The organism is Pseudarthrobacter sp. 10T415, assembly GCF_056394175.1.
The window spans coordinates 1-24424 of record NZ_JBFTHJ010000024.1; the positions used below are offsets into that span (position 1 = coordinate 1).

Here is a 24424-nt window from a genome sequence, read left to right on the forward strand (position 1 = left end):
GCAGCCGCGACCGCCGGCATCGCACAGATTTTCCGGGACTGGCTGATGAATGCTGCCGCCGCGCCCGGGCTAAGCGTCAGGACTCCGGCGAGCTCCGCCGTCGTGGACATCTCAACGAACGCCCGCTCCGACCCTGTGGCATCCGGCGGAGTCATCGCCTCCTGAAGTTCCGCGAACTCTGCAGCGTCCAGGGCTTTGCCGCCCGCGATCTGGGCTTCCAAACGCTTCCAAATCGCCAGCCGCTGCAGCAGAAGCTCGGACTTCCGCTGCAGGACATCCATGCCGGCATCGCCGGAGCCAGCCACATCCGAGCCAGCCCGGTCCAGCTCCGCGTCCTTCAGGAACAGCGCGTCAAGGCTGGCGGCGGAGGCCATAAGACCCTCCATCACCGTTGTTCCCTCGACCGAAGCAGTCGCCGCGATTCCCATAGACCCATGATCCACCGAGGGTCTGACATTGAGTGCGTCGGGCCAAACCGGCACTGGTGCACAAGCCCACTACGGCACTACGGCAGAACTCCTCAGTGGCGCTGCCTCGGGGCCGGCTTACCCTCCGGCGAACGGCGGCAGGACGTCCACGACGTCATCGGCTCCCACAACAGTGGCACGGTCCCGCACCGCCACCTCGTTCAACAGGAAGCTGCTGCGCGAAAGGATGCGGGCCAGCGGCGGCGTGCCTGCCGGGGGCTCCTCCCGCGGCACGGCGAGGACGGCGTCCAGCAGGTCCGCCACGGTTGCCCCGGCAGGGAGGTCGAACTTTTCCTCCTCGAACCCGGCGGCCGCGCGTGCGGCAGCGAAGTAACGTATATGCATTCCGGTCAGCCCCCGATGGCGCTCATGCTGCGGTCCGGCTGGACGAAGTCCGGAGCGTCGAGTCCCACGTGGTCCATGCCGTGGGCTTTTGGCTTAATCCACATTGCGTCCTGCCACCGGCGCGCCAGGGCGTCGTCGTCAGCGCCGGAGCGCAGCAGGCCCAAGAGATCGTACTCTTCACGCGAGAAGAGGCAGCTCATGATCTTGCCCTCGGCGGTGATCCTCGTCCTGCGGCAATCCGAGCAGAACGGCTCGGTGACTGAGGCGATGATTCCCACCGTTCCCAGGACGGGCCCGTGCGCGGTAGGGTCACCGGCGGCATCCAACCCGGCCACCCGGCGTCGTACTTCAAACCTCTCGGCGGGCGCCCCGTCGCGTTCCCGCGGATCGGCGCTCAGGACGTACTCGGCGGACAGGATGTCGCGGATCTCGGCGGCGGTGATCATGTTCCGGCGCGTCCAGCCGTGGTCGGCGTCGAGCGGCATCTGTTCGATGAAGCGCAGCTCATAGCCCCGGTCCAAAGCCCAACCCAGCAGGGCCGGCGACTCGGCGTCGTTGATCCCGCGCATCAGGACGGCGTTCAGCTTGACCGGACCGAGTCCGGCCGCCCACGCAGCGTCCACGCCCGCCAGCACCTGGTCAAGGAACGGGCGGCGGGTGAGCTTGGTAAACGTCTCTTCGTGCAGGGAATCGAGCGAGACATTGATCCGCGTCAGGCCCGCGGCCTTGAGCGGGGCGGCCTTCTTCGCCAGCCCCACGGCGTTGGTGGTCATCGAGATGGGGAGGTCCGGATGGTTGCTGCGCAGCGCGGAAATGATGTCCACCAGGTCGTGCCGCACCAGGGGTTCGCCGCCGGTGAGCCGCAGCTCGCGGACGCCGAGCTGCTCCACCCCGATCCGGACAATACGGACGATCTCCTCCGCCGTCATGACGGCCTGCTTCGCCAGCCATTCCAGGCCTTCGGCGGGCATGCAGTAGGTGCAGCGGAGGTTGCATTTATCGGTCAGGGACAGCCTCATGTCGCTGGCCCGGCGCCCGTACCTGTCAGCCAGGCCCGCAGGCGCGTCAGCCGGACGCGCAGCCGGGACGGACGGCAGCGCCGGGCCCGCTTCTTCGCGGGGCTGGGGCATGCCTAGCTGGACACTCATGAATTCAGGCTACGCCACGATGGGCTCCACATCACACCCGTGACGGGTGCTGCCCGGGAGCGTCATGAATCCGCGCCGGGCAACCGCCGGAATGGGCGCGCGAACCTATGCTTGAAGGGTGAACAGCGCCCGGCAGCAGGCCATGCACGACGACGGTACCCGCCACGGCGGTTCGGCCGAACCCAGCGAGCGGGAACAGCGGGAACGTCGCCGCCTGGGCGGGCACGCTGCGGCCGCCGGCGTGGTGTCCGTGGCCGGCGGGGTGGTCCTCGGAGAGTTGCTGGCCGGCGTGTGGAGCCCGTCGGTGTCGCCGCTGACGGCGGTGGGTGGGGCCGTCATTGATGCCGTCCCGCCGGGAGTAAAGGACTGGGCGGTTTCGCTCTTTGGCACAGCGGACAAGGCGGCCCTCCTTGTCAGCATGGCCCTGGTTATCGTGGTCCTCGCGGCCCTCGCCGGAGTAGTGGAACGGCGGCGGCGTTTTGCGGGGCTGGCCGTGATTGCCGTGTTTGGACTCGCGGGAGTGGCCGCAGTTGCCGGCCGGGCCCAGGCCACGCCGGTGGCCCTGGCCCTTCCCGTGGCTTCGGCGGCCGCCGCTGCCCTGATCCTCCGGCTGCTGATGGGCAAGCTGAAGGCCTGGGAGGCGGCCCCTGCCGGCGGGCAGGCCACGGCCCGCCGCACGTTCCTCCGGAACCTCGCCGCAGGTGCCGTCCTGACGGCCGTTGGCGGAGTCCTGGCGGGAGCCTGGCGCGGGACCGTGCTGAAGGTCAACGATGCCAGGGCCCGGGTGGCGATACCCCGGGCAGCGGTACCGGCACCGCCCATCCCTGCGGGAGCGGAGGCAGGCGTGGAGGGCATGCACCCGCTCGTCACCCCCGTCAACGACTTTTACCGGATCGACACGGCCCTGGTGGTGCCCGCCGTCGACCCCGATACCTGGGTCCTCAAGGTCACGGGCATGGTGCAGCGCGAGGTGGAACTGACCCTCGCCGAACTCCTTGCCAAGCCGCTGACCGAACGCCACATCACCATCGCCTGCGTGTCCAACGCGGTAGGCGGGGACCTCATCGGCAACGCGCGGTGGCTCGGCTGGCCGGTCCGCGAACTCCTGGCGATGGCCGGGCCGGCCAGTGGTGCGGACATGGTGCTGTCCCGGAGTGCTGACGGGTGGACTGCCGGCACCCCGCTGGAAGTGCTCACGGACAGCCGGGACGCCCTCCTGGCCGTGGGAATGAATGGCGGCCCGCTGCCGCTCGAACACGGATTCCCCGTCCGGATGGTGGTGCCGGGCCTGTACGGCTACGTTTCCGCCACCAAATGGGTTACCGAGCTGAAAGTCACCACCTACGCGGCGGACACCGCCTACTGGACCACCAGGGGCTGGTCCGACCATGGTCCCATCAAGCTGTCCTCCCGCATCGACGTCCCCCGCAGCGGCAGGCCCGTCAACGCCGGAACGGTCACCTTTGGCGGCATTGCGTGGGCCCAGCACGCCGGCATCAGCGCCGTTGAACTCAGGGTCAACCGCGGTTCCTGGCAGCCCGCAGAGCTGTCATCCGGGATCTCCACGGACACCTGGTACCAATGGAAACTCAGCATGGACCTCACACCCGGGCAGTACGAGGTTCAGGTCCGGGCCACAGACCTTGCCGGCACCGTCCAGGACGAGGCATCCCGGCCAGTGGTCCCGGACGGCGCTACCGGATTCCACACGGTTAGAGTGGACGTGAAATCCTGACCGCCCACACTGAAGGCGCATCCATGACCAGCCCGCACCGCCACGCCCACGCGGGCACGCCCCACCAGGCCCGCTCCGTTGCCGACCATGTCGCCGCTGTTGCCCACCTACTGGCCCCTTTGCGGTCAGAATCCCGCACCGAAACTGTTCCTCTGTCGCAGGCCCTCGGCAGGGCACTGGTGCACGGATTCCTGGCACCCGTCAGCCTGCCGCCCTTCGCCAACTCCCAGATGGACGGGTACGCCGTCAACTCCGCGGACATGCACGACGACGGAACGGAGTTCGCCGTCGCGGCACCGGTCCCGGCGGGGATGCGTCCGCCCGCGCTGGCCCGAGGGACAGCAGCACCCATCATGACGGGCGCCATGCTCCCGGACGGTGCTGACGCCGTCGTACCTATTGAACGTGCGGTGCCGGACAACTTTCCTGCCCCCGGCACGGACGCGCGGGTCACGCTGCCGGCGACGGCGGCGGGGACCTACGTCCGCCCGGTGGGCAGCGACGTTGCCGCCGGGGAGCGGGCCCTGGCCGGCGGAACCTGCCTTGGTCCCGCCCAGCTGGGGCTGCTTGCGGCGCTGGGCATCCCGGCTGTGGAGGTCTACCGCGCCGTCCGGGTCCTGCTCGTCACCACCGGCGACGAAGTGGTGGAACCGGGGCAGGACCTGCCCGCCGGCAAGATCTACGACGCCAATGGCACCCTCCTCGAAGCCGCCATGGCGCAGGCCGGCCTGGATGTGCGGCGGGCGGGTATCTCCACCGACGACCCCGCGGAACTGCAGAAGCTGCTCCGGAGCCAGGGCGCGGACGCCGATGTCATTGTCACCACCGGCGGCGTCAGCAAAGGCGCGTACGAGGTTGTCCGGCAGGCCATGGAAGGCCAGCCGGTGGAATTCCTGCACGTGGCCATGCAGCCAGGCGGGCCGCAGGGAATCGGAATGTTCGATGGCGTCCCCTTCCTGGGATTCCCCGGGAACCCCGTCAGCTGCCTGGTGTCCTTCGAAATGTTCCTGCGGCCGGCCCTCGCAGCGGTCCTCGGGGCTCCGGCCCTCCGCCTGCCTGTCCGCGCCAGGCTCAGCCACCCGCTGACGTCCCCGCAGCACAAACACCAGGTCCGGCGCGGCAACCTGCAGCCCGACGGCACTGTCCGGCTGGAGGGCGGCGAGAGCTCCCACCTGGTCCGTGCGCTGGCCGGTTCCAACGCCCTGGTCCACGTCCCTGCCGGCGTAACGGAACTCGCGGCCGGGGACGAGGTGGAAGTATGGATGCTGTGAATGCAGAACAGACCCCCGCTGCCCTGACGCACCTGCGCCGGGACGGCAGCGCACAGATGGTGGACGTGTCCGCCAAGGCCGAAACCACCCGCGAAGCCACAGCAACAGCCACGGTCCGCACCACGGCGGAGGTGATGGGCCTGCTCGGTTCCGGCGGCCTTCCCAAGGGAGACGCGCTGGCAGTCGCCCGGGTGGCGGGCATCATGGCCGCCAAGAAAACGCCCGAGCTGATTCCGCTGTGCCACCCCCTGCCGCTGTCCAAGGTCACTGTTGACTTCGGGCTCGAAGCGGAGTCCGTTGAGGTGCTGGCTACGGTCAAGACCCGAGGCGTGACCGGCGTGGAAATGGAAGCCCTGACGGCGGCATCCGTGGCCGCGTTGAGCGTTTACGACATGATCAAGGCGGTGGACAAGCACGCCGTCCTGACCGATATCAAGGTGCTGGCCAAGAGCGGCGGCAAGAGCGGGGACTGGACCCTATGACCCACGATGACAGCTTCGGCGGATCCGGCGCAGCACCGTCCCACGCCGCACCGTCCCATGCCGCCCCGTCCCACGCCGCCGAGCCGCACCGGCACGGCGACGTCCAGGGCCGGAAAGCCGGCGTGGTGATCGCGTCCACGCGGGCAGCGGCAGGTATTTACGACGACGAAACCGGCCCGGTGATCACGGACTGGCTCACCGAACACGGCTTCGAGGTCTTCCCGGCGATGGTGGTCCCCGACGGCGAGCCGGTCGGCGCCGCGATCAGGGCCCTCCTGACCCAGCGTCCCGCCGTCGTGATCACCAGCGGCGGCACCGGGCTGAACCCGGACGACCGGACCCCCGACGTCACCCGGCCCCTGCTGGACCGCGAAATCCCCGGCATCATGGAGGCGATCCGGCGTGCCGGCGCCGCCAAAACGCCGCTGGCGGCGCTCAGCCGCGGCTACGCGGGCGCGGCGGGGAAGTCCTTCATTGTTAATCTGCCCGGCTCACCAAAGGGCGTCATGGACGGACTCACCGTCCTGGACCCGCTGATCGGGCACCTCTGCGACCAGTTGGAAGGCAACCATGGGCACTGAAGCATTCGAGGTGGTATCCGCGGTCCTCAGCGCGGAGCCAATCTCCGTAGACCGGGCCATCGCTGCCGTGGAAGGCGATACCGCGGGTGCGGTGGTCAGCTTCAGCGGCGTGGTGCGCAACCACGACGGCGGCAAGGCAGTTGACCGCCTCAGCTACAGCGCGCACCCCACGGCGCACCAGGTGATGGCCGACGTCGTCGCCCAACTGGTTGCCGAACAAAACGCCGGCGGGGGTGCGGGGGAGGACGGCGGAAAGCCGGTCCGCATCTGGGCGGCCCACCGGATCGGCATGCTGCAGATCGGCGACCCCGCACTGGTCTGCGCCGTGTCCGCAGCCCACCGGGGGCAGGCCTTCGCCGTGTGCTCCGAACTGGTGGACCGGATCAAGGAGCAGGTGCCCATCTGGAAGGAACAGTTCTTCTCCGACGGCACTGTTGAATGGGTGGGCGCCGGCGGCTGACCGCCGGCCGTTTCCGGCTGTTTCCTGCCGTTTCGGGCGGTGCCGCGGCGTCCTGCGAGGTAACGCACACCGTCCGGTTCCGGGGCGCCCCGGGCCCGACGGTAGGGTTAACGGCATGACCGAACAACACTCCGAAGCCAAGCGCGTCGCCATCTTGGGCGCCAACGGACGCATGGGCGCCGAAGCCGTCAAAGCCGTTGAAGCCGCACCCGACATGGAACTCGTCGCTGCGCTGGGACGGGGCGACTCCCTGGACCAGGTCACCGCCGCCGGAGCGCAGTACCTTTTGGACCTGACAGTTCCCGAAAGCACCGAAGCCAACGTCCGCTTCGCCGTCGAAAACAACATCCACGCCGTTGTGGGGACCACCGGCTGGGATGCCGGCCGCCTGTCCGCGCTCGAAGCCCTGTTGGCAGCGCACCCGGAAACCGGCGTGCTGATCGCACCCAACTTTGCCGTGGGATCGGTATTGGCTTCGGCCTTCGCCGCCAAGGCTTCAAAGTACTTCGAGTCGGTGGAGATCATTGAGCTGCACCACCCGGACAAGGTGGACGCCCCTTCGGGAACCGCTGTCCGCACCGCCCAGCTCATCGCCGCGGAACGCGAGGCCGCCCAGGTGCCCGCAAGCCCGGACGCCACCACCAGTGAACTGGCCGGCGCCCGCGGCTGCGACGTTGACGGTGTACGCGTCCACAGCGTCAGGCTCCGCGGCCTGGTGGCCCACCAGGAAGTCCTCCTCGGCAGCGCCGGTGAGCAGCTGACGCTGCGCCACGACTCGTTCGACCGCGCGTCCTTCATGCCCGGCGTCCTGCTCGGCGTCCGCAACGTGGCCGCCCACCCCGGGCTCACCGTGGGGCTGGACGGCTACCTGGACCTGGGTTTCTAGGCGATGGACGGTTTCCTGGCAGGCTTCCGCAAGAACCGCACCAAGATCTGGGTGGGGCTTGTCACGCTGCTCCTGGTGTTCTACCTGGTGGTGTCCCTCCAGCGCTCCATCCTGCTCCTGACGGACAGCAACCTCACGGCGCAGGCCATCGGGGCCGCCTACCTGGTTCTGCCGATCGTTGGCGCATGGGCGCTGATCCGCGAGCTGATGTTCGGTGCCCGGACGGAGCAGATGGCCAAGGTCCTTGAAGCCGAGGGCGGCCTCCCCGTGGACGAACTGCCCCGGACACCGGCCGGGCGGATCATCCGGGAAGCGGCCGACGCAGAGTTCGAAAAGTACAAGGCCGAAGCGGAAGCCGCACCCGACGACTGGCGGTCCTGGTTCCGGCTCAGCTGCGCCTACGATGCCGCCGGCGACAGGAAGCGGGCCCGCGCGTCCATGCGCGACGCCGGCAGGCTCTTCCGCGGCAAGGTCTCTGCCTAGCTCCTACCGCGGGAGTTTCAGCTGCCCGCGGCCCAGCTGGCTGGCCGCATGGCCCACCCACTCGAGCGGACCCCGCCACTTCAGCAGTACGAAGACCATGCCCACCACCACAGCTGTGGCTGCCTGGGCGAAGTACATGCCGTCCTCGGTCCAGCCGGCGGGCAGCGGCTTGAGATAGAAGCCTGACACCACCCACACATGGACCGTGTACAGGGTGAGTGTCATGGCGCCGGCACCGCGCAGCGGAAGCAGCAGGTCCAGGTCCACCCACTCCGCCAACCGGCCCAGGAGCAGGCAGGCTCCGATGACCGCCGCTGCTACGCCGGAAGTGTGCAGCAGGTCCAGGGAGGTGCCGGAATGCGGGGCGGCGGACGCCAGCCACCACCATGACCCCTCCTGCCTGATACCGGTCAGGTTCACCTGCAGGACGCTGTCCAGCGGATATCCCGGCGCATTGAGGACCTTCTCCAGTGCGGCACGCCCGCCCCAGTCCTCCATTGCCGTCACGCCCAGCACCTTCGCGGCGACCGCAACAACTGTCCCGCCGGCCAGCAGCGCCACCGGGACCAGGGCCTTGCTGAGCACCAGCCGGCCGATGGCGAGCCCCACGAGGAGGTATGACATCCACTGGAACACCGGGTAGTAGCCGGTGAGGAACACGTCGGCGACCAGCCGGGCGGGTGTTGCCAGGTCCTCCCAGCCGGGATTGTGGCCAAGCTGCAGGGGCGGCTCCGCGGTGAGCAGCCAGGGGCGGAGCAGGTACGCCAGGACGGGGGAGCCGACGATCCATCCGGCTGCCCAGGCGCAGAGCTGCTTCAGGCCCATGCCCAGGAACGGCAGGATGCACAGGAACAGGACTGCGTAGTGGACCAGAATGACGGCCAGGTTGACTTCGAGGCCGCCCAGGCTGAGTCCGACGGCGGCGATCACCAGGGCCCGGAGCGCCACTCCGCGGCGTGCGGCTGAGAGTTCACCAGCTGCGAGTGGCCTGTTCTTACCGGTTGACAGGGCCAGCCCGACGCCGGCCAGCACGGCGAACAGGGCAGCCGCCCGCCCGGAGAAGGCCAGTCCGATCCAGGTGGGGGTAAGGCTGGCGTTCGATTCAAAGGTGGGGAGCAGATGGGTGGCCATCATGCCCAGCAGGGCAATCCCGCGCGCGGCATCGATGCCGTAGAGCCGTCCCGGTGCCTGGCCGGCTGCCGTTTTCCGGGGTGCCCTGGCCGGGTTGCGGGAAGTCATGAACCGAATCGTCTCACACGGGCGGCGCGGCCTGCTGTCACGCCGGGGAGTCCTCCCTGGCAGCCGCGCGGACGGAGCGGCAACCCTTGTGTTCGAATATATGTTCGAATACGATGGTGCGCATGCAGACGCCAACGCCGGAGATTCCCGCCTACGGGTCAGGCCGCCACGAGTCCACCGGCCGTACCGCCAGCCGCGTGCCGGCAAGCCCCGAGCCGGGAACGGGACTCCTGAAGGCCATGAGCCCTGGGGTAGTCGATTTCCTCTTCCGCCAACTCGTGGCCGGAAAGCCCGCGGAGGATGTCCAGTGGGAGCGGGAAGGCGTCAGCCTCGCCGCACAGCCCGAAGGTGCCGAGCTTGCCCGCCGCCTGGCCGAAACGGACCTGGACGCCCTGACGCCGCTGGAACTGTTCCACTACGTCCGGGCCGCGCAGCGCCTTTCGGACTGGGCCGAGGAACTCCGCCGGGCAGCCGTCGGCCGGTACTGCGGCAGCCCATGACCCCGGGAACCCCCAATTTGACGTTCATCACGCCCGCGGCATTGTCCTAACCAGCGGGGGACAGGGTAACGTTTTTCCCATGGCTGACTCTTCCGCGCACATCCCTGCCCTCGGTACGCTCCTGACCGCTATGGTCACGCCGTTCACCAAGGACGGCGCCGTGGATTACGACCAGGCAGCGGCCCTGGCCAGCAAGCTCGTGGACGACGGCTGCGACGGCCTGGTAGTCACCGGCACCACCGGCGAGACGTCCACCCTGACGGACGAAGAGAACCTCGGCATGTTCCGGGCGGTCAAGGACGCCGTGGGCGGCCGCGCCGCCATCATCGCCGGCACCGGAACCAACGACACCGCGCACTCGGTCCACCTTTCCCAGCAGGCTGCAGCCCTCGGCGTCGACGGCCTCCTGCTGGTGACGCCCTACTACAACAAGCCCAGCCAGGCAGGCGTCCAGGCCCACTTCGAAACCGTCGCCTCGGCAGTGGATGTCCCCGTCATGCTCTACGACATTCCCGGCCGGTCCTCCATCGCCATCGAACCGGACACCATGATCCGGCTGGCGGAGCACCCCAACATCGTTGCCGTCAAGGACGCCAAGGCGGACATGGTTGCCGCCGCCCGCGTCATGGCCGAGACGGACCTCCTCTTCTACTCGGGCGACGACGGACTGACCCTGCCCTGGATGGCACTGGGTGCCGTAGGCCTCGTGGGCGTCACCACCCATGTGGCCACCCGCCGGTTCCGTGAGCTCATTGACGCCGTCAACGCCAACGACCTCGGCACCGCCCGGAAGATCAACTTCGAACTCCTGCCCGTGGTGCGCGCCACCATGAGCAGGGTCCAGGGCGCCGTGGCCGCCAAGCAGATTCTTAAATGGCAGGGAGTCCTGCCCAACTCGATCGTCCGTTTGCCCCTCGTGGAGCCGGACGAAGCCGAGATCGAAACCATCCGCGGGGATTTGGCGGAAGCGGGGCTGGTCTACTCCTGAGGACGACGACCGGCACCCTTCCGCCTGGAAAGTAGTGCAATATGACCCAAACTGCCCTTACCGGCCTTGTCACACCTCCGCGCCTGCCGCAGGACACGCTCCGCATCGTCCCGCTCGGCGGGCTTGGGGAGATCGGCCGGAACATGACCGTGTTCGAAATCGGCGGCAAGCTGCTGATTGTCGACTGCGGCGTCCTCTTCCCGGAGGAAACACAGCCCGGCGTTGACCTGATCCTGCCTGATTTCTCGTACATCGAGGACCGGATGGCAGACATCGTGGCCGTTGTCCTCACCCACGGCCACGAGGACCACATCGGCGCTGTCCCGTACCTGCTGCGGCTCCGCAACGACATTCCGCTGGTGGGCTCACAGCTGACCCTCGCGCTGATCGAAGCCAAGCTGCAGGAACACCGCATCCGGCCGTACACGCTCACGGTCGAAGAGGGCCAGGTGGAGAAGTTCGGCCCGTTCGAGTGCGAATTCGTTGCCGTGAACCACTCCATCCCGGATGCCCTGGCCGTGTTCCTGCGTACCGCCGGCGGAACCGTGCTGCACACGGGCGACTTCAAGATGGACCAGCTGCCCCTGGACGGACGCATCACGGACCTGCGGCACTTCGCCAAGCTCGGCGAAGAAGGCGTGGACCTGTTCATGTCCGACTCCACCAACGCTGACGTGCCCGGCTTCACCACCGCCGAAAAAGAGATTGGCCCCACGCTGGAACGCCTGTTCGGCCAGGCCAGCAAGCGCATCATCGTGGCCTCCTTCTCCTCACACGTCCACCGCGTGCAGCAGGTCCTGGACGCCGCAGCCAAGCACAACCGCAAGGTGGCGTTCGTTGGCCGCTCCATGGTCCGCAACATGGCCATCGCCGAAAAGCTGGGCTACCTCGACGTGCCGGCCGGGCTCATCGTGGACATCAAGAACATCGACAACCTTCCGGATAACCGCGTGGTCCTGATGTCCACCGGTTCCCAGGGTGAACCCATGGCAGCGCTCTCGCGCATGGCCAACGGTGACCACCGTGTGGTGGTGGGTGACGGCGATACTGTCATCCTGGCCTCGAGCCTCATCCCCGGCAACGAGAACGCCGTGTTCCGGATCATCAACGGCCTGCTCAAGCTCGGCGCCGACGTGATCCACAAGGGCAACGCCAAGGTCCACGTCTCCGGCCACGCCGCCGCCGGTGAACTGCTGTACTGCTACAACATCCTCGAGCCGCTCAACGCCATGCCCGTGCACGGCGAGACCCGCCACCTGCTGGCCAACGGCAAGATCGCCATCGAGTCCGGCGTCCCGGAGGCAAGCGTGATCCTCTCGGACAACGGAACCGTCATTGACCTGCATGATCACCGCGCGGACGTGGTGGGCCAGGTGGAAGTTGGCTTCGTCTACGTGGACGGCTCCAGCGTTGGCGAGATCACCGACGCCGACCTCAAGGACCGGCGCATCCTGGGTGACGAAGGCTTCATCTCGATCATCACCGTCATCCACCGCGCCACCGGCAAGGTGGTATCCGGACCGGAGATCCATGCCCGCGGCGTAGCCGAGGACGATTCCGTCTTTGACGACATCATCCCCAAGATCAACGCTGCGCTGGAGGAAGCGGTCCTCAACAACAAGGACCACACCAGCCACCAGCTCCAGCAGGTGGTCCGCCGGGTAGTGGGCACCTGGGTCAACCGCAAGTTGCGCCGCAAGCCCATGATCATCCCCGTGGTGCTCGAGGCCTGACCGCCGCAGCAGTTCCAACCCCAGCGCGTGGGAGGCAAAGGGCCCGGTTCCACTGGAACCGGGCCCTTTGTCCATCCGGCGCCCAGCTGGATTGCGGGGGCCGGGCGGCCCGATATCCCCGGAATCACAGCATGCTTCCGGTACCGTGGCTACTATGGCCACACGTACTACTTCCGCGCCCAAAGGTACCGGCAGGGGCGGTTCCGGCAGCAAAGCCGGCAGCTCCACAGGCCGCGGAACCGGCTCGTCAGCAGGCAAGGCCCCCCGCGGCGGCTCGTCCAGCACCGCGCGCACCCGCCAACTCCCCGCCGTCGAACACCACCAGCCCTGGCTGGCGAGGGTGGTAGGCGGCGCCTGGCTGGGGCTGGGGCACATGGTGGGCGGCGGAGTCCGGCGCATCGGCCACGACGTCAGCGACATCCCCGCCGAGGAACGCCGCGACGGCGCCGCACTGTTCAACCTCGCCCTGGGCGTCTTCATCGCCACATTTGCCTGGTGGGGCCTGACCGGGTGGTTCCCTGACGCCGTCTACGCGGTAGTGAACGGCACCTTCGGCTGGATCTCCCTGCTGCTGCCCCTCATGCTCTTTGTGTGTGCCTTCCGGCTTTTCCGGGTGCCATCGGACGGCCGCGGCAACAACCGGGTAGGCATCGGGTTCCTGGTGATGACGTTCGCCGGCTCCGGCCTGGCGCATATCCTGGGTGGCCAGCCCACTGTCGCCGACGGTTTCGACGGCCTCCGGCAGGCAGGCGGCATGCTGGGCTTCCTCGTCGCAACCCCCCTGGCAGCCATCCATCCTGCCGTGCCGACGGTCCTCTACGGCGTCCTGGCGTTCATCTCCCTGCTCATCATCACCGCCACGCCGTTCACGGCCATCCCGCGACGCCTGCGCGGAGCCTACGAACACCTCATGGGCATCGACCTGATGGAGCAGGAACAGGCTGGCGATGCCCACGACCGCAGCTACCTGGACCGGCCCGAGCCGGCCGCGCCCAAGAAGAAAAAGCGGCGCCTCTTCGGCAAGGACGAAGAAGCCGACGCCGGCCTCGAGGGTTACGTGGGCGACGAAGCCTTTGAGCACGCGGTTATTGACGACGACGAGCCACAGCCGTCGCGGCCCGCTCCCGGCGTCCGCCGGCCCACCCAGGCGGAGATCGCCGTCGAGAAGATCAAGGCGGCCCAGGGCCTGGGTGCCGGTTCGCAGGCGGCTCCGCCGGAGAACGCCACCGAGGCCATTCCGCTGGTTATCCCCGGCGCCGCCGCTCCCGGGAAACCGGCCGCCGCACCCACGGTGCCCGCCAACCCGGTGGCGCCCGCGCCGCCGCCCGTGCCTATCCCGCAGCGGACCGAGCAGCTCTCCCTCGCCGGGGACGTGACCTACACGCTCCCTGCCTCGGACTTCCTTACCCCGGGGTCCATCCCTAAGGAGCGCACCGAGGCCAACGACGCCGTCGTCGCCGCCCTGACCGACACCTTGACGCAGTTCAACGTCGATGCCACCGTGACGGGCTTCAGCCGCGGCCCCACTGTGACCCGCTACGAGATCGAACTCTCGCCGGGCACCAAGGTGGAACGCGTTACGGCGCTGTCCAAGAACATCTCCTACGCCGTGGCCTCCAGCGACGTCCGCATCCTCAGCCCCATCCCGGGCAAATCGGCCATCGGCATCGAGATCCCCAACACTGACCGTGAAACCGTCTCCCTGGGCGACGTGCTGCGCAGCCAGAACGCCCGCAGGACGGACCACCCCATGGTCATGGGCGTGGGCAAGGACGTCGAGGGCGGCTACGTGGTGGCCAACCTCGCCAAGATGCCACACCTCCTGGTGGCCGGTGCCACCGGTGCCGGTAAGTCGTCGTTCGTGAACTCGATGATCACCTCCATCCTGATGCGCTCCACTCCTGACGAGGTGCGCATGGTGATGGTTGACCCCAAGCGCGTGGAACTGACCGCCTACGAAGGCGTTCCGCACCTGATCACGCCCATCATCACCAACCCGAAGAAGGCCGCCGAGGCCCTCCAGTGGGTGGTCCGCGAGATGGACGCCCGCTACGACGACCTCGCCAATTACGGCTTCAAGCACATCGACGACTTCAACAAGGCCGTCCGTGCCGGCAAGGTCCAGCCGCCGCCCGACTCCAAGCGGGTGATCCGTCCCTACCCGTACCTGCTGGTGATTGTGGACGAGCTCGCCGACCTCATGATGGTGGCCCCGCGTGACGTCGAAGACTCGATCGTCCGCATCACCCAGCTGGCCCGTGCGGCCGGCATCCACCTGGTGCTGGCCACCCAGCGGCCCTCCGTGGACGTGGTCACCGGCCTGATCAAGGCCAACGTGCCCTCGCGCATGGCCTTTGCCACGTCCTCCGTCACGGACTCCCGCGTTGTCCTGGACCAGCCCGGCGCCGAGAAGCTGATCGGCCAGGGCGACGCGCTTTTCCTGCCAATGGGCGCCTCGAAAGCCATGCGCGTCCAGGGCGCCTGGGTCACCGAATCCGAAATCCACAAGGTGGTGGAACACGTCAAGGGACAGCTGCAGGCCGTCTACCGCGACGACGTCGCCCCCGAAGCGGAAAAGAAGCAGATCGACGACGACATCGGGGACGACCTCGAGGTGCTGCTGCAGGCCACCGAGCTGGTGGTCACCACCCAGTTCGGCTCCACGTCAATGCTGCAGCGCAAGCTGCGGGTGGGCTTCGCCAAGGCCGGCCGCCTGATGGACCTCCTCGAGTCCAGGGGCGTGGTGGGACCGTCCGAAGGCTCAAAGGCCCGTGACGTCCTGGTCAAGCCGGACGACCTCGCGCCCGTCCTGGCAGCCATGAAGGGCCAGCAATCACCCGCGGCGCCGGATGCGCAGACTGCTGCCCTGAGCGATAACGCCAACGCCAACATCGCCCAAGGAGGATACGCCGAAGACCTGGTGGCGGCCGACCTGGACCAGCGGAAGCAAAACGTCGAATATTACGACGGCTCCGATTCCGCGCCAGGCGGCTACGGGGACGACGACGAGGGGTCCGAGGACGCCTGGTCACTGACCGGTCGCTAGCCCGGGGACTGTAGCCTAGAAACGTGACTAGCACTGATGCAACCGCCGCCGGCAAGGGCCGTGCCGGGGTCTGGAACCTACCCAACGTCCTGACCATGATCCGCATCGCGCTGGTGCCCTTCTTCGTCTGGTTCCTGATCGCCGACGCCCCCGGGCTGCACAGCGAATCCGGGATCTGGCGCTGGGCCGCCGTGGTGGCCTTCGCCGTCGCGATCTACACGGACAAGCTCGACGGCGACATCGCCAGGAGCCGGAACCTCGTCACGGACTTCGGCAAGATCGCCGATCCCATTGCCGACAAGCTGCTCATCGGCTCCGCACTGGTGATGCTGTCCGTGCTGGGCGAACTGCCTTGGTGGATGACGCTGGTGATCCTGGTCCGTGAATGGGGAATTACCGGCCTGCGGTTCTTCGTCATCCGCTACGGCGTGATCCCGGCCTCCCGGGGCGGCAAGCTCAAGACCGTGGTCCAGACCGCCGCGATTTTCCTCTATCTCCTGCCGCTGGGGGCAGTGGCGCCCTGGCTGACGTGGGTGGCGTTCGCGGTGATGCTCGCCGCGGTGCTGATCACGGTCTGGACCGGCGTCGAGTATGTCGTAGAGGCTCTGCGGCTCCGGGCCAAGGGCAAGCTGCAGGCACGCGCGGACCGGGGCCAGGAACAGCCATGACCAACCTCCACCATTTGGCCGGCGAGGCGGTCCGGCAGGCGCTGGAGGCCGGACGGACGGTGGCCACTGCGGAGTCGCTGACCGCGGGGATGGTTTCAGCCGTCCTGGCCGATACCCCGGGAGCCTCGGGCATGCTTCAGGGCGGGGTGGTGGCCTACCAGAACTCGGTTAAGGAAGCCGTGTTGAACGTCGCCGGCGATCTCCTCGACAAGGTGGGATCCGTGGACGGCGGTGTGGCCAGTGCCATGGCCGCCGGCGCCAGGGCTGCCCTGGGCGCTGACATCGGCGTCAGCACTACCGGCGTCGCCGGCCCCGAGCCGCATGACGGCAAACCCGTTGGCACTGTCTTTGTAGGCATTGCCACAGCTGGGGGAGCGGCAGCCTATGAGTACCACTTCGAGGGGACCCGTCCCGAAATCCGGGGACAGGCCTGCGGAGCGGCGCTGGAACGGCTCCTCGAAGCACTTTCTCCTGATCAGGCCCGGCAGGAGCCGAGCCAGCGGCGCCCCTTGTTACCGGGAGTAAAGTTGCCGGGAACAAAAGCCGGTACCGATTAGTTATTACATTGTGTCGCTTCCGAAGAGCGGAGGCGCCTAGGATGAAATGACCACGACGGTTCGCTTGACGGCGGACCTGACTTATGAGGGAGCAAGGCGATACAGATGGTAAAGCAGCCCGTATCCGTAAACGGCGTTGTCCGCTGGAAGGATGTGGGCCTCGCCGATCAGGCTAAGAGCGAACAAAAGGAGCGCAAGATGGTTGTACTTCGTCACGAAATTGGTGATGTCCTGCGCGATGTCCGCCAGCGTCAGGGGCGCACGCTCCGTGAAGTCTCGCACAGCGCCCGGGTCTCCCTTGGTTACCTCAGCGAAGTTGAGCGCGGACAGAAGGAAGCATCGTCCGAGCTACTGTCCTCGATTTGCTCGGCCCTGGATGTTCCGTTGTCAAGCATGCTCCGCGAGGTCAGCGACCGGGTGGCAGTCGCAGAAGGCGTCGCCGTACCGGACACCGTTCCGCAGGAATTCTCCCAGCGTTACGGCCGCGACCTTGAGCGCGACCTGAATACCGAACTCAACGACGAACTGTCTACCGGCCTCCTCTCCGGCGCCCGCTAAGGGTTGCCCGCCCGGTAACGGGCCCTGGAGCACACGAAACCCCCGGCCACAGGCCGGGGGTTTCGTCGTTTCGGTCCTGAACCGGTCCCTTAGGCCCGGGGGTCTTCGGAATCGCTGTCCTGGGGAAAACCGTCGCGTTCGTAGGTGGCATTGAGCTTCGCCATATACCGCGCCAGTTCCTGGAGGTCGCCAAGCGGCCATTCGCCGAGCCGTTCCCGGAATACCTGCCGGCGGGCGTCCTGTACTTCGTGCATCTTCTCCTCGCCCTTCGGCGTCAGCCTGATGGACTGCGCCCGGCCGTCCAGGGGATCGGCCTCCTTCGACACCAGGCCGAGGCCTTCCAGGAAGGCGATCTGGCGGCTGACCGACGGCTTGCCCACTCCGATGTTAATGGCGAGATCCGTGAGCCGGATAGTGCCCTCTTTCCGGATGACGGAAAGCAGCCCGTAGGCGGCCGGTTCCATGTCCGGGTGTACCTCACGGGACAACTGGTTGGAGATTGCCCGGGCCCGCCGCCAGAACAGGCTGATCTGGTGTTCCACGTTCTGCAGCGCGGAGTCCACGGTGTCCTCGGTCGGAGTGCTGCCCGGCAGGGCGTCGGGGGAGTTGCTCATGGCAACAATTCTAGGGTCCGGCGCATGAGAGAATCTTCCGATGCGATTGAGCGACTACTGGCGGCTGATGGATGACGAGTTCGGTGCGGGCTATTCCCGCGTCCTGAGCAGCACGCTGGTCCTGTCCGGCGTTGGCGGCAGGACCGCAGACCAGGCCCTGGCTGCCGGCGTGGAGCCCCGCAGGGTGTGGCTCGCCCTGTGCGACGTCCAGGATGTGCCCGCGGAGCGGCGGCTCGGCAGGGACGTCAAACCGCGCCGCGACTAGCAGCCATGCCCGGTTTTTCGGCTGACACGCCGGGAAGCTGTTCGAATACCTGTTCGGATATGACTATGATTTTTACAGCGGGTTATCCACATAGCCGTTGTCATCCGGCCGGAATGTCAGTGGGTCCCCTTAGCGTCAGAGATGACCAATAAACGGCCGCGAAGGCCACCATCGAGAAAGCATTAGAGGTGTCAACCATGGCGGCAGCCCCGGATCGTGCAAAAGCGCTGGAAGCAGCACTGGCCCAGATTGACAAGCAGTTCGGCAAGGGCTCTGTCATGCGCCTGGGCGACGAAGTCCGTGCCCCTATCGAAGTCATTCCCACCGGCTCCATCGCCCTGGACGTCGCCCTGGGAATTGGCGGCCTTCCCCGCGGCCGTGTCGTCGAAATCTACGGGCCGGAATCGTCCGGTAAGACCACCGTCGCCCTCCACGCCGTGGCCAGCGCCCAGCGTGCCGGAGGCATCGCTGCCTTCATCGACGCTGAGCACGCCCTGGACCCGGACTACGCAGCCAAGCTGGGCGTGGACACGGACGCCCTCCTCGTATCGCAGCCGGACACCGGTGAGCAGGCGTTGGAGATCATGGACATGCTGGTCGGCTCAGGCTCGCTGGACATCGTGGTCATCGACTCCGTGGCAGCCCTGGTACCCCGCGCCGAAATCGAAGGCGACATGGGAGACAGCCACGTCGGCCTGCAGGCCCGCCTGATGAGCCAGGCGCTGCGTAAGATCACCGGCCGCCTGAGCCAGACCAAAACCACCGCCATCTTCATTAACCAGCTGCGTGAAAAGATCGGTGTCTTCTTCGGTTCTCCCGAAACCACCACCGGTGGTAAGGCCTTGAAGTTCTACGCGTCGGTCCGCATCGACGTCCGCCGGATCCAGACCCTCAAAGAGGGTGCCGATTCCGTGGGTAACCGGACCAAAGCGAAGATCGTCAAGAACAAGATGGCTCCGCCCTTTAAGATTGCCGAGTTCGACATCATCTACGGCCAGGGCATCTCCCGCGAAGGCGGAATCATTGACATGGGCGTGGAGCACGGCATCATCAAGAAGTCCGGCTCCTGGTTCACCTATGACGGTGACCAGCTGGGCCAGGGCATGGAAAACTCCCGCCGGTTCCTGCGCGACAACCCCGAACTTGCGGCCGAGCTGGAACGGCTGATCAAGGAAAAGCTGGGCGTCGGGGTCAAGCCGGCTGACGCGGAATCCAAAGAGGATTCCCCGAAGCTGAAGGCCGTCGACGGGTTCTAGCAGTTGACTGGCTTTGAAAAACGCCGGGGCGGGTCCGCAGGGGCCCGCCGCCGGCGAACCGGCGCCTCCTCGGCAGGCCCGCAGGAAACGGAACTCTCGGCCTATCCCGGTTCACCGGGATTCGGCGACCGCGAGCCTGACCCGGTTACCGTAGCGCAGACCATCGTCTACCGGCAGCTCACAGTGTCGGCCAAGAGCCGGCTCCAGCTGGCCAAAAAGCTCGCCGAACGGAATATCCCGGAGGACGTTGCCGAATCGGTGCTGGACAAATTTGAGGATGCCCGGCTGATCGATGACGCCGAGTTCGCCAACATGTGGGTCCGCAGCCGCTCGCAATCACGCAAGCTGGCGAAGGGTGCACTGCGCCGGGAACTGGCAGAGAAGGGCATCGACGAGGAATCCGCGGCCGCGGCACTGGAACAGCTCTCTGACCAGGATGAGGAGGAGGCCGCCCGGGCTCTCGTCGAACGCAAGCTTCGCCCCGGCACGGACCTCGAAGACCGTGCAGAGCGGGACAAGGCCACCCGGCGGCTGGCGTCGATGCTGGCCCGCAAGGGCTACCAGCCGTCCCAGGCATTCCGCATTGTCGGCGAGGTCCTCGACTCCCGGTCCGGCCATCCCGGCGAAGACTGACGGGCCACACAACAAACCAGTTGCCCAGGCCCGGGTAGCGGGCCCCAGCATGGCCCGGGACTCCGGGAGCCAGCCCCAACCTTGCACAGCCGGTACCCTTAACAGGTGAGTTTGACCATTCCCTCCCCCTTTTCCGGCGCCCCCACCGAAGAACCGGTGTCAGGCCTGCCACGCGAAGCCACGCCCCGTACCTACCAGGTGCGGACCTTCGGCTGCCAGATGAACGTCCACGACTCCGAGCGGATCGCCGGGATGCTCGAGGACGCCGGTTACGTCCCCGCGGACGGTGACCGGGCCGACGTCGTTGTCTTCAACACGTGCGCCGTGCGTGAGAACGCGGACAACAAACTCTACGGAAACCTTGGAATCCTGGCGCCCGTCAAGGCCGCGAACCCGGGGATGCAGATCGCAGTGGGCGGCTGCCTGGCGCAGAAGGACCGCGAAACCATCCTGAAGAAGGCCCCGTGGGTGGACGCCGTTTTTGGTACCCACAACGTCGGCGCACTCCCTGCGCTGCTGGAACGGGCCCGGCACAACAACGAAGCCCAGCTGGAAATCCTGGAATCCCTGGATGTCTTCCCCTCCACACTCCCCACCAAGCGTGACTCCGTCTACGCCGGCTGGGTCTCCATCTCCGTTGGCTGCAACAACACCTGCACGTTCTGCATCGTGCCGGCGCTGCGTGGCAAGGAAAAGGACCGCAGGCCCGGGGACATCCTCGCTGAAATCCAGGCACTCGTGGACGACGGCGCCATTGAGGTCACCCTCCTGGGCCAGAACGTGAACTCATACGGCGTGGAATTCGGGGACCGCCAGGCGTTCTCCAAGCTCCTGCGGGCCTGTGGCGACATCGAGGGCCTGGAACGTGTCCGCTTCACCAGCCCGCATCCCGCAGCCTTCACGGACGACGTCATCGACGCCATGGCGGAAACTCCCAACGTCATGCCGCAGCTGCACATGCCGCTGCAGTCCGGATCCGACAGCATCCTGAAGGCCATGAAGCGGTCGTACCGGTCCACGAAGTTCCTGGGCATCCTGGACAAGGTCCGGGAGAAGATCCCGCACGCAGCCATCTCCACCGACATCATCGTCGGGTTCCCCGGCGAAACCGAAGAGGACTTCCAGGCCACGCTGGACGTCGTGGAAAAGTCCCGCTTCGCCACCGCCTTCACCTTCCAGTACTCCAAGCGTCCCGGCACTCCGGCCGCGGACCTGCCGGACCAGCTGCCCAAGGCAGTGGTCCAGGAACGCTTCGAGCGTCTGACGGCCCTGCAGGACAGGATCGCCGCTGAAGAGAACAAAAAGCAGCTGGGCCGCCGCGTGGAGGTTATGGTCACCGCGCAGTCCGGGCGGAAGGCAGAAGAAACCCACCGCCTGTCCGGACGTTCACGGGACCAGCGGCTGGTTCATTTCTCGGTCCCGGAGGGGGCGCCCGCCCCCAGGCCCGGCGACCTCGTCAGCGTCACCATTACGGAGGCCGGCGCCTTCCACCTCCTTGCGGATCCCGCGCCGGGGGATTACAGCCTTCGGCGTTCCCGCGCGGGTGACGCCTGGGACAGGTCCCAGGCTGATTCCTGCGGTGTCCCCGCACCGGGCACCGGCGACGCGCGCAAGGGCGTTTCGCTCGGCATGCCCTCGCTGCCCGTGCGCACTTCCTGATCCGTGGGCACCCCGCCCGTCATCGCCGTCGTCGGTCCCACCGGGTCCGGAAAATCCGATCTTGCCGTCAACCTGGCACTTGAGCTGGACGGTGAGGTCATTAATGCCGATGCCATGCAGTTCTACCGCGGCATGGACATCGGAACCGCCAAGATCACCCCGGCCGAGCGGCGGGGCATACCGCACCATCTCCTGGACATCCTCGATGTCACGCAGGAGGCCAGCGTCTCGGACTTCCAGCAGCAGGCACGGCAGTTGATCGGGAACATCCACGCCCGCGGGAAACGGGCCATCCTGGTGGGCGGCTCCGGCCTTTACGTCCGCGCCGCCCTCGACGTCCTCGAATTTCCCGGGACCGACCCGGAGCTGCGCCGCACCCTGGAAGCAGACCTGGCCGCGCACGGCACAGCAGCCCTGCGGGCCCGCCTCCAGGACGTGGACCCGGCCTCGGCCGAACGTTTGAACGATGACCGGCGCATCATCCGCGCACTGGAAGTCCATCAGCTCACCGGCCGGCCCTTCAGTTCCTTCATGCCCCGGCGGGAGTACTTCCAGCCTGCCGTCCAGATCGGCTTGTCTGTTGACCGCGCGGCACTGCATGAACGGCTGGCCGCCCGGGTGCACGCCATGGTGGACACCGGCTTGCTGGCTGAAGTCCGCCTACTTGATGGACTGGGACTGCGCACCGGGAAGACCGCGTGCCGTGCCTTGGGCTACTCGCAGTTCCTGCAGGTCCTCGACAGCGCCGCCACGGTGGCCGAGGCTGTTGAAAGCACCATCGTCGCCACCAGGCAGTTCGCACGCCGCCAGCTGACCTGGTTCCGCGCCGACCCGAGGATCACGTGGATCGACTGGCAGGACCCGGAATTGGTGGCCCGGGCGGCAGGCCTTTGCGGCCGGTAGCCAAACCCAACCAGTAGCCCGGACGCGTCCGGTTTCCAGGGCCGCTGGGCCTGCCGGTAGGCTTGACGGCATGGATGCAACCCTGACAGAGACTCCCGGAACCGCCTTTCAAACGCTGGCAGGGCTGCGCTTCTCCAAGGGGCACGGAACCGGTAACGACTTCGTCCTGGTGGCCGATCCGGAGGGTGCACACACCATCGACGCCGGCCACGTGGCCGCCCTGTGCAACCGGCACCTTGGCATCGGCGGAGATGGCCTGATCCGGGCCGTGCCGTCACGCTTCCTTCCCGAGGGCCGCGAGATCCTCGCCGCCAACCCCGACGCCGAGTGGTTCATGGATTACCGGAACGGCGACGGGTCGCTGTCCGAAATGTGCGGCAACGGCGTCCGGGTCTTTGTCCACTTCCTCCGTGCTGAAGGGCTGATCGATCTCCCGGTGGGCGGCGCCCTTGCCATTGGCACCCGCGGCGGCCTGAAGACAGTGGTGCGCACCGCTGACGGCTATGCAGTGGACATGGGACCGTGGGAGTTCATTTTCCCCGGTGAGGCCACGGCCAAAGCCATGGACTCGCTGGTGACCGCCGAAGGCCTTGAGGTCCCGCGCCCGGCCCTCTCAGTCAGCATGGGCAACCCGCATACCGTGGTTGCCCTCGCCGAACTGGCCGAGCTTGAATCAACCCGCCTCTACACCGCCCCTGCTGTGGAACCGGTCCCGGCAAACGGAACCAACGTTGAATTCGTGGTTCCGTCCGAGCCGCTGGTCCTCGATGGCATCGGCTCCGTCACCATGCGGGTCCACGAACGCGGCGTGGGGGAGACGCAGTCCTGCGGCACGGGAGCCTGCGCCGCAGCCGTCGCGATCCGCCACTGGGCCGGGGCCGGAGCCCCGGACGCCTGGCGCGTGAACGTTCCGGGCGGAGTGGTGGGCGTTAAGTTCTTCGCAGGCCCCGGCGGCCACGAGCATGTGGAGCTCAGCGGCCCGGCCGTCATTGTGGCGTCTGGGACGCTTTCCTGACTTTCAGTACGCGGAACGATTTCGACGTTGACTCCCGCGTCACCGTGAAGGACGCGTCGAGTTCTGCCGCCAGCCAGCGCTGCAGCGAATCCGAGCCCAGGTTCTTCTGGACCACCAGGTAGGCAGTTCCTCCCGGCGCCAGCCGCGGCAGCCAAAGTTTCAGCAGGGAGTGCAGCTCATCCTTGCCGATCCGGATTGGCGGGTTCGACCAGATGGTGTCGAACCGCACCCCGGGATCCACGTCCTCCGGCGTGCTCGCTGCAACATTCGACAGGCCCAGCGCCGCGGCGTTCCCATTGGTCAGGGCAATGCAGCGTTCGTTCACGTCCACGGCGTAGACCTGCGCGTGGGGTGCCTTCAGCGCCATCGTCAGGGCGATGGGGCCCCAGCCGCAGCCGATATCCAGGAGGTTGCCGGTGGCTGCAGGTGCGGGAACCTCCGCCAGCAGCACGGCGGTTCCCTTATCGATTCCGTCCGGGCTGAAGATGCCGTTCGAGGTCTGCAGCGTCCGCGTTTCTCCGGCGAGTTCCACCGTCAGCGGTTTCCGTGTGAAGGTGCCGGCGGGCGATGCGCTGAAATAGTGTGCGGACTCCATAACTGGCCAGAGTAGTTCCCCCCGCAGCGTAATGGGAAACCGCGCCACGGCGCCTCTGTTAGTCTTGACAGCATGTTCTTGATCTTCGAGTAGCCGGCATGGGCACTTGCCCGTCCCGCTCCCTTGTCCGCGGTGTCCACTCCCGCCAGCGATACTGCCCACAGCGACGCAGGCTTTCCGCCTTCCGCTTGTGCACCGGAGCAAACTCCAGCGTTTGCTCCGCACGCCGGACAACACTCGAAGCTTGATCCGCTCTTGCTTCCTGCCGTGATGCCGGTCCCAAACCGTTCCGCCGCCTTTCCTTCGCGGCGCCCACGCTGCCGCGGCATTGTTGCCC

Annotated in this window: 25 protein-coding genes and 1 pseudogene; 20 read left to right on the forward strand and 6 right to left on the reverse strand. The window is 67.2% G+C overall.

The window, feature by feature from the left end; all coding sequences use genetic code 11:
* The 3 genes and pseudogenes from AC1DBN_RS19835 to moaA form a co-directional block, all read right to left on the reverse strand.
* Positions 1-374: pseudogene (locus tag AC1DBN_RS19835) on the reverse strand (HNH endonuclease signature motif containing protein); the annotation flags it as partial.
* A gap of 171 nt (positions 375-545) precedes the next feature.
* Positions 546-812 carry a MoaD/ThiS family protein gene (locus AC1DBN_RS19840; RefSeq protein ID WP_314215912.1) on the reverse strand — a complete coding sequence of 89 codons (267 nt, stop codon included), beginning with the start codon at positions 810-812 and terminating at the stop codon, positions 546-548.
* 5 nt (positions 813-817) lie between these two features.
* On the reverse strand, positions 818-1960 hold the full coding sequence (gene moaA / locus AC1DBN_RS19845) for a GTP 3',8-cyclase MoaA (RefSeq protein ID WP_172829939.1): 1143 nt from the start codon (positions 1958-1960) through the stop codon (positions 818-820).
* Positions 1961-2102: 142 nt separating this feature from the next.
* On the opposite strand from moaA, the gene AC1DBN_RS19850 reads away from it, so the two are divergent.
* The 7 genes from AC1DBN_RS19850 (at position 2103) to AC1DBN_RS19880 (ending at position 7858) form a co-directional block, all read left to right on the forward strand.
* On the forward strand, positions 2103-3695 hold the full coding sequence (locus tag AC1DBN_RS19850; protein ID WP_390896704.1) for a molybdopterin-dependent oxidoreductase: 1593 nt from the start codon (positions 2103-2105) through the stop codon (positions 3693-3695).
* Between the two features lie 23 nt (positions 3696-3718).
* A complete protein-coding gene (locus tag AC1DBN_RS19855; protein WP_477724029.1) occupies positions 3719-4966 on the forward strand; it encodes a molybdopterin molybdotransferase MoeA in 1248 nt (415 codons plus the stop codon).
* A complete protein-coding gene (gene moaC / locus AC1DBN_RS19860; RefSeq protein ID WP_477724030.1) occupies positions 4954-5448 on the forward strand; it encodes a cyclic pyranopterin monophosphate synthase MoaC in 495 nt (164 codons plus the stop codon). Before AC1DBN_RS19855 ends, moaC begins: the two co-directional genes overlap by 13 nt.
* Positions 5445-6029 (forward strand): MogA/MoaB family molybdenum cofactor biosynthesis protein, encoded by a 585-nt coding sequence (locus AC1DBN_RS19865; RefSeq protein WP_314215908.1) that lies wholly within the window; start codon positions 5445-5447, stop codon positions 6027-6029. The genes moaC and AC1DBN_RS19865 overlap by 4 nt, the downstream gene beginning before the upstream one ends.
* A complete protein-coding gene (locus AC1DBN_RS19870) occupies positions 6019-6489 on the forward strand; it encodes a molybdenum cofactor biosynthesis protein MoaE (RefSeq protein WP_314215907.1) in 471 nt (156 codons plus the stop codon). Before AC1DBN_RS19865 ends, AC1DBN_RS19870 begins: the two co-directional genes overlap by 11 nt.
* Before the next feature lie 115 nt (positions 6490-6604).
* Positions 6605-7375 carry a 4-hydroxy-tetrahydrodipicolinate reductase gene (dapB, locus tag AC1DBN_RS19875; protein ID WP_477724031.1) on the forward strand — a complete coding sequence of 257 codons (771 nt, stop codon included), beginning with the start codon at positions 6605-6607 and terminating at the stop codon, positions 7373-7375.
* Positions 7376-7378: 3 nt separating this feature from the next.
* Positions 7379-7858, forward strand: coding sequence for a hypothetical protein (locus tag AC1DBN_RS19880; RefSeq protein ID WP_091719319.1), 480 nt, complete (start codon positions 7379-7381; stop codon positions 7856-7858).
* A 3-nt stretch (positions 7859-7861) separates the two neighbouring features.
* Here AC1DBN_RS19880 and AC1DBN_RS19885 read toward each other — a convergent pair whose 3' ends face one another.
* Positions 7862-9097, reverse strand: coding sequence for a heparan-alpha-glucosaminide N-acetyltransferase domain-containing protein (locus tag AC1DBN_RS19885; protein WP_091719321.1), 1236 nt, complete (start codon positions 9095-9097; stop codon positions 7862-7864).
* 122 nt (positions 9098-9219) lie between these two features.
* Here AC1DBN_RS19885 and AC1DBN_RS19890 point away from each other — a divergent pair, with 122 nt between their 5' ends.
* From AC1DBN_RS19890 to AC1DBN_RS19920, 7 genes are all read left to right on the forward strand, one after another.
* The gene (locus AC1DBN_RS19890) at positions 9220-9597 is read left to right on the forward strand and encodes a hypothetical protein (protein ID WP_231994486.1); all 378 of its coding nucleotides are present in this window, start codon (positions 9220-9222) and stop codon (positions 9595-9597) included.
* Between the two features lie 79 nt (positions 9598-9676).
* The gene (gene dapA / locus AC1DBN_RS19895) at positions 9677-10585 is read left to right on the forward strand and encodes a 4-hydroxy-tetrahydrodipicolinate synthase (RefSeq protein WP_091719322.1); all 909 of its coding nucleotides are present in this window, start codon (positions 9677-9679) and stop codon (positions 10583-10585) included.
* A 41-nt stretch (positions 10586-10626) separates the two neighbouring features.
* Positions 10627-12318 carry a ribonuclease J gene (locus AC1DBN_RS19900; protein ID WP_091719324.1) on the forward strand — a complete coding sequence of 564 codons (1692 nt, stop codon included), beginning with the start codon at positions 10627-10629 and terminating at the stop codon, positions 12316-12318.
* A gap of 154 nt (positions 12319-12472) precedes the next feature.
* Positions 12473-15364, forward strand: coding sequence for an FtsK/SpoIIIE family DNA translocase (locus tag AC1DBN_RS19905; protein WP_477724032.1), 2892 nt, complete (start codon positions 12473-12475; stop codon positions 15362-15364).
* Positions 15365-15387: 23 nt separating this feature from the next.
* The gene (gene pgsA / locus AC1DBN_RS19910; RefSeq protein ID WP_091719327.1) at positions 15388-16032 is read left to right on the forward strand and encodes a CDP-diacylglycerol--glycerol-3-phosphate 3-phosphatidyltransferase; all 645 of its coding nucleotides are present in this window, start codon (positions 15388-15390) and stop codon (positions 16030-16032) included.
* The gene (locus AC1DBN_RS19915) at positions 16029-16589 is read left to right on the forward strand and encodes a CinA family protein (protein ID WP_091719329.1); all 561 of its coding nucleotides are present in this window, start codon (positions 16029-16031) and stop codon (positions 16587-16589) included. Before pgsA ends, AC1DBN_RS19915 begins: the two co-directional genes overlap by 4 nt.
* 105 nt (positions 16590-16694) lie before the next feature.
* The gene (locus AC1DBN_RS19920) at positions 16695-17147 is read left to right on the forward strand and encodes a helix-turn-helix domain-containing protein (protein WP_043793869.1); all 453 of its coding nucleotides are present in this window, start codon (positions 16695-16697) and stop codon (positions 17145-17147) included.
* Positions 17148-17236: 89 nt separating this feature from the next.
* On the opposite strand, the gene AC1DBN_RS19925 is transcribed toward AC1DBN_RS19920, so the two are convergent.
* Entirely contained in the window at positions 17237-17761 is a 525-nt protein-coding gene (locus AC1DBN_RS19925) for a MarR family winged helix-turn-helix transcriptional regulator (protein ID WP_477724033.1), read from the reverse strand.
* A gap of 40 nt (positions 17762-17801) precedes the next feature.
* Between AC1DBN_RS19925 and AC1DBN_RS19930 the strand changes: the two genes are divergently transcribed.
* From AC1DBN_RS19930 to dapF, 6 genes are all read left to right on the forward strand, one after another.
* Positions 17802-18026, forward strand: a complete 225-nt coding sequence (locus AC1DBN_RS19930) for a DUF3046 domain-containing protein (protein ID WP_091719332.1) — start codon at positions 17802-17804, stop codon at positions 18024-18026.
* Positions 18027-18223: 197 nt separating this feature from the next.
* Complete coding sequence (recA, locus tag AC1DBN_RS19935; RefSeq protein WP_477724034.1) at positions 18224-19282, forward strand: recombinase RecA; 1059 nt, start codon at positions 18224-18226, stop codon at positions 19280-19282.
* A gap of 162 nt (positions 19283-19444) precedes the next feature.
* Positions 19445-19915 carry a regulatory protein RecX gene (locus AC1DBN_RS19940; protein WP_477724045.1) on the forward strand — a complete coding sequence of 157 codons (471 nt, stop codon included), beginning with the start codon at positions 19445-19447 and terminating at the stop codon, positions 19913-19915.
* A gap of 105 nt (positions 19916-20020) precedes the next feature.
* Positions 20021-21574, forward strand: coding sequence for a tRNA (N6-isopentenyl adenosine(37)-C2)-methylthiotransferase MiaB (gene miaB / locus AC1DBN_RS19945; RefSeq protein WP_477724035.1), 1554 nt, complete (start codon positions 20021-20023; stop codon positions 21572-21574).
* A gap of 3 nt (positions 21575-21577) precedes the next feature.
* Entirely contained in the window at positions 21578-22477 is a 900-nt protein-coding gene (miaA, locus tag AC1DBN_RS19950; protein ID WP_477724036.1) for a tRNA (adenosine(37)-N6)-dimethylallyltransferase MiaA, read from the forward strand.
* Between the two features lie 70 nt (positions 22478-22547).
* Positions 22548-23492 (forward strand): diaminopimelate epimerase, encoded by a 945-nt coding sequence (gene dapF, locus AC1DBN_RS19955; protein WP_091719336.1) that lies wholly within the window; start codon positions 22548-22550, stop codon positions 23490-23492.
* On the opposite strand, the gene AC1DBN_RS19960 is transcribed toward dapF, so the two are convergent.
* A complete protein-coding gene (locus AC1DBN_RS19960) occupies positions 23464-24087 on the reverse strand; it encodes a class I SAM-dependent methyltransferase (protein WP_477724037.1) in 624 nt (207 codons plus the stop codon). The two genes, dapF and AC1DBN_RS19960, sit on opposite strands and share 29 nt — an antisense overlap.
* Between the last annotated feature and the right edge of the window lie 337 nt (positions 24088-24424).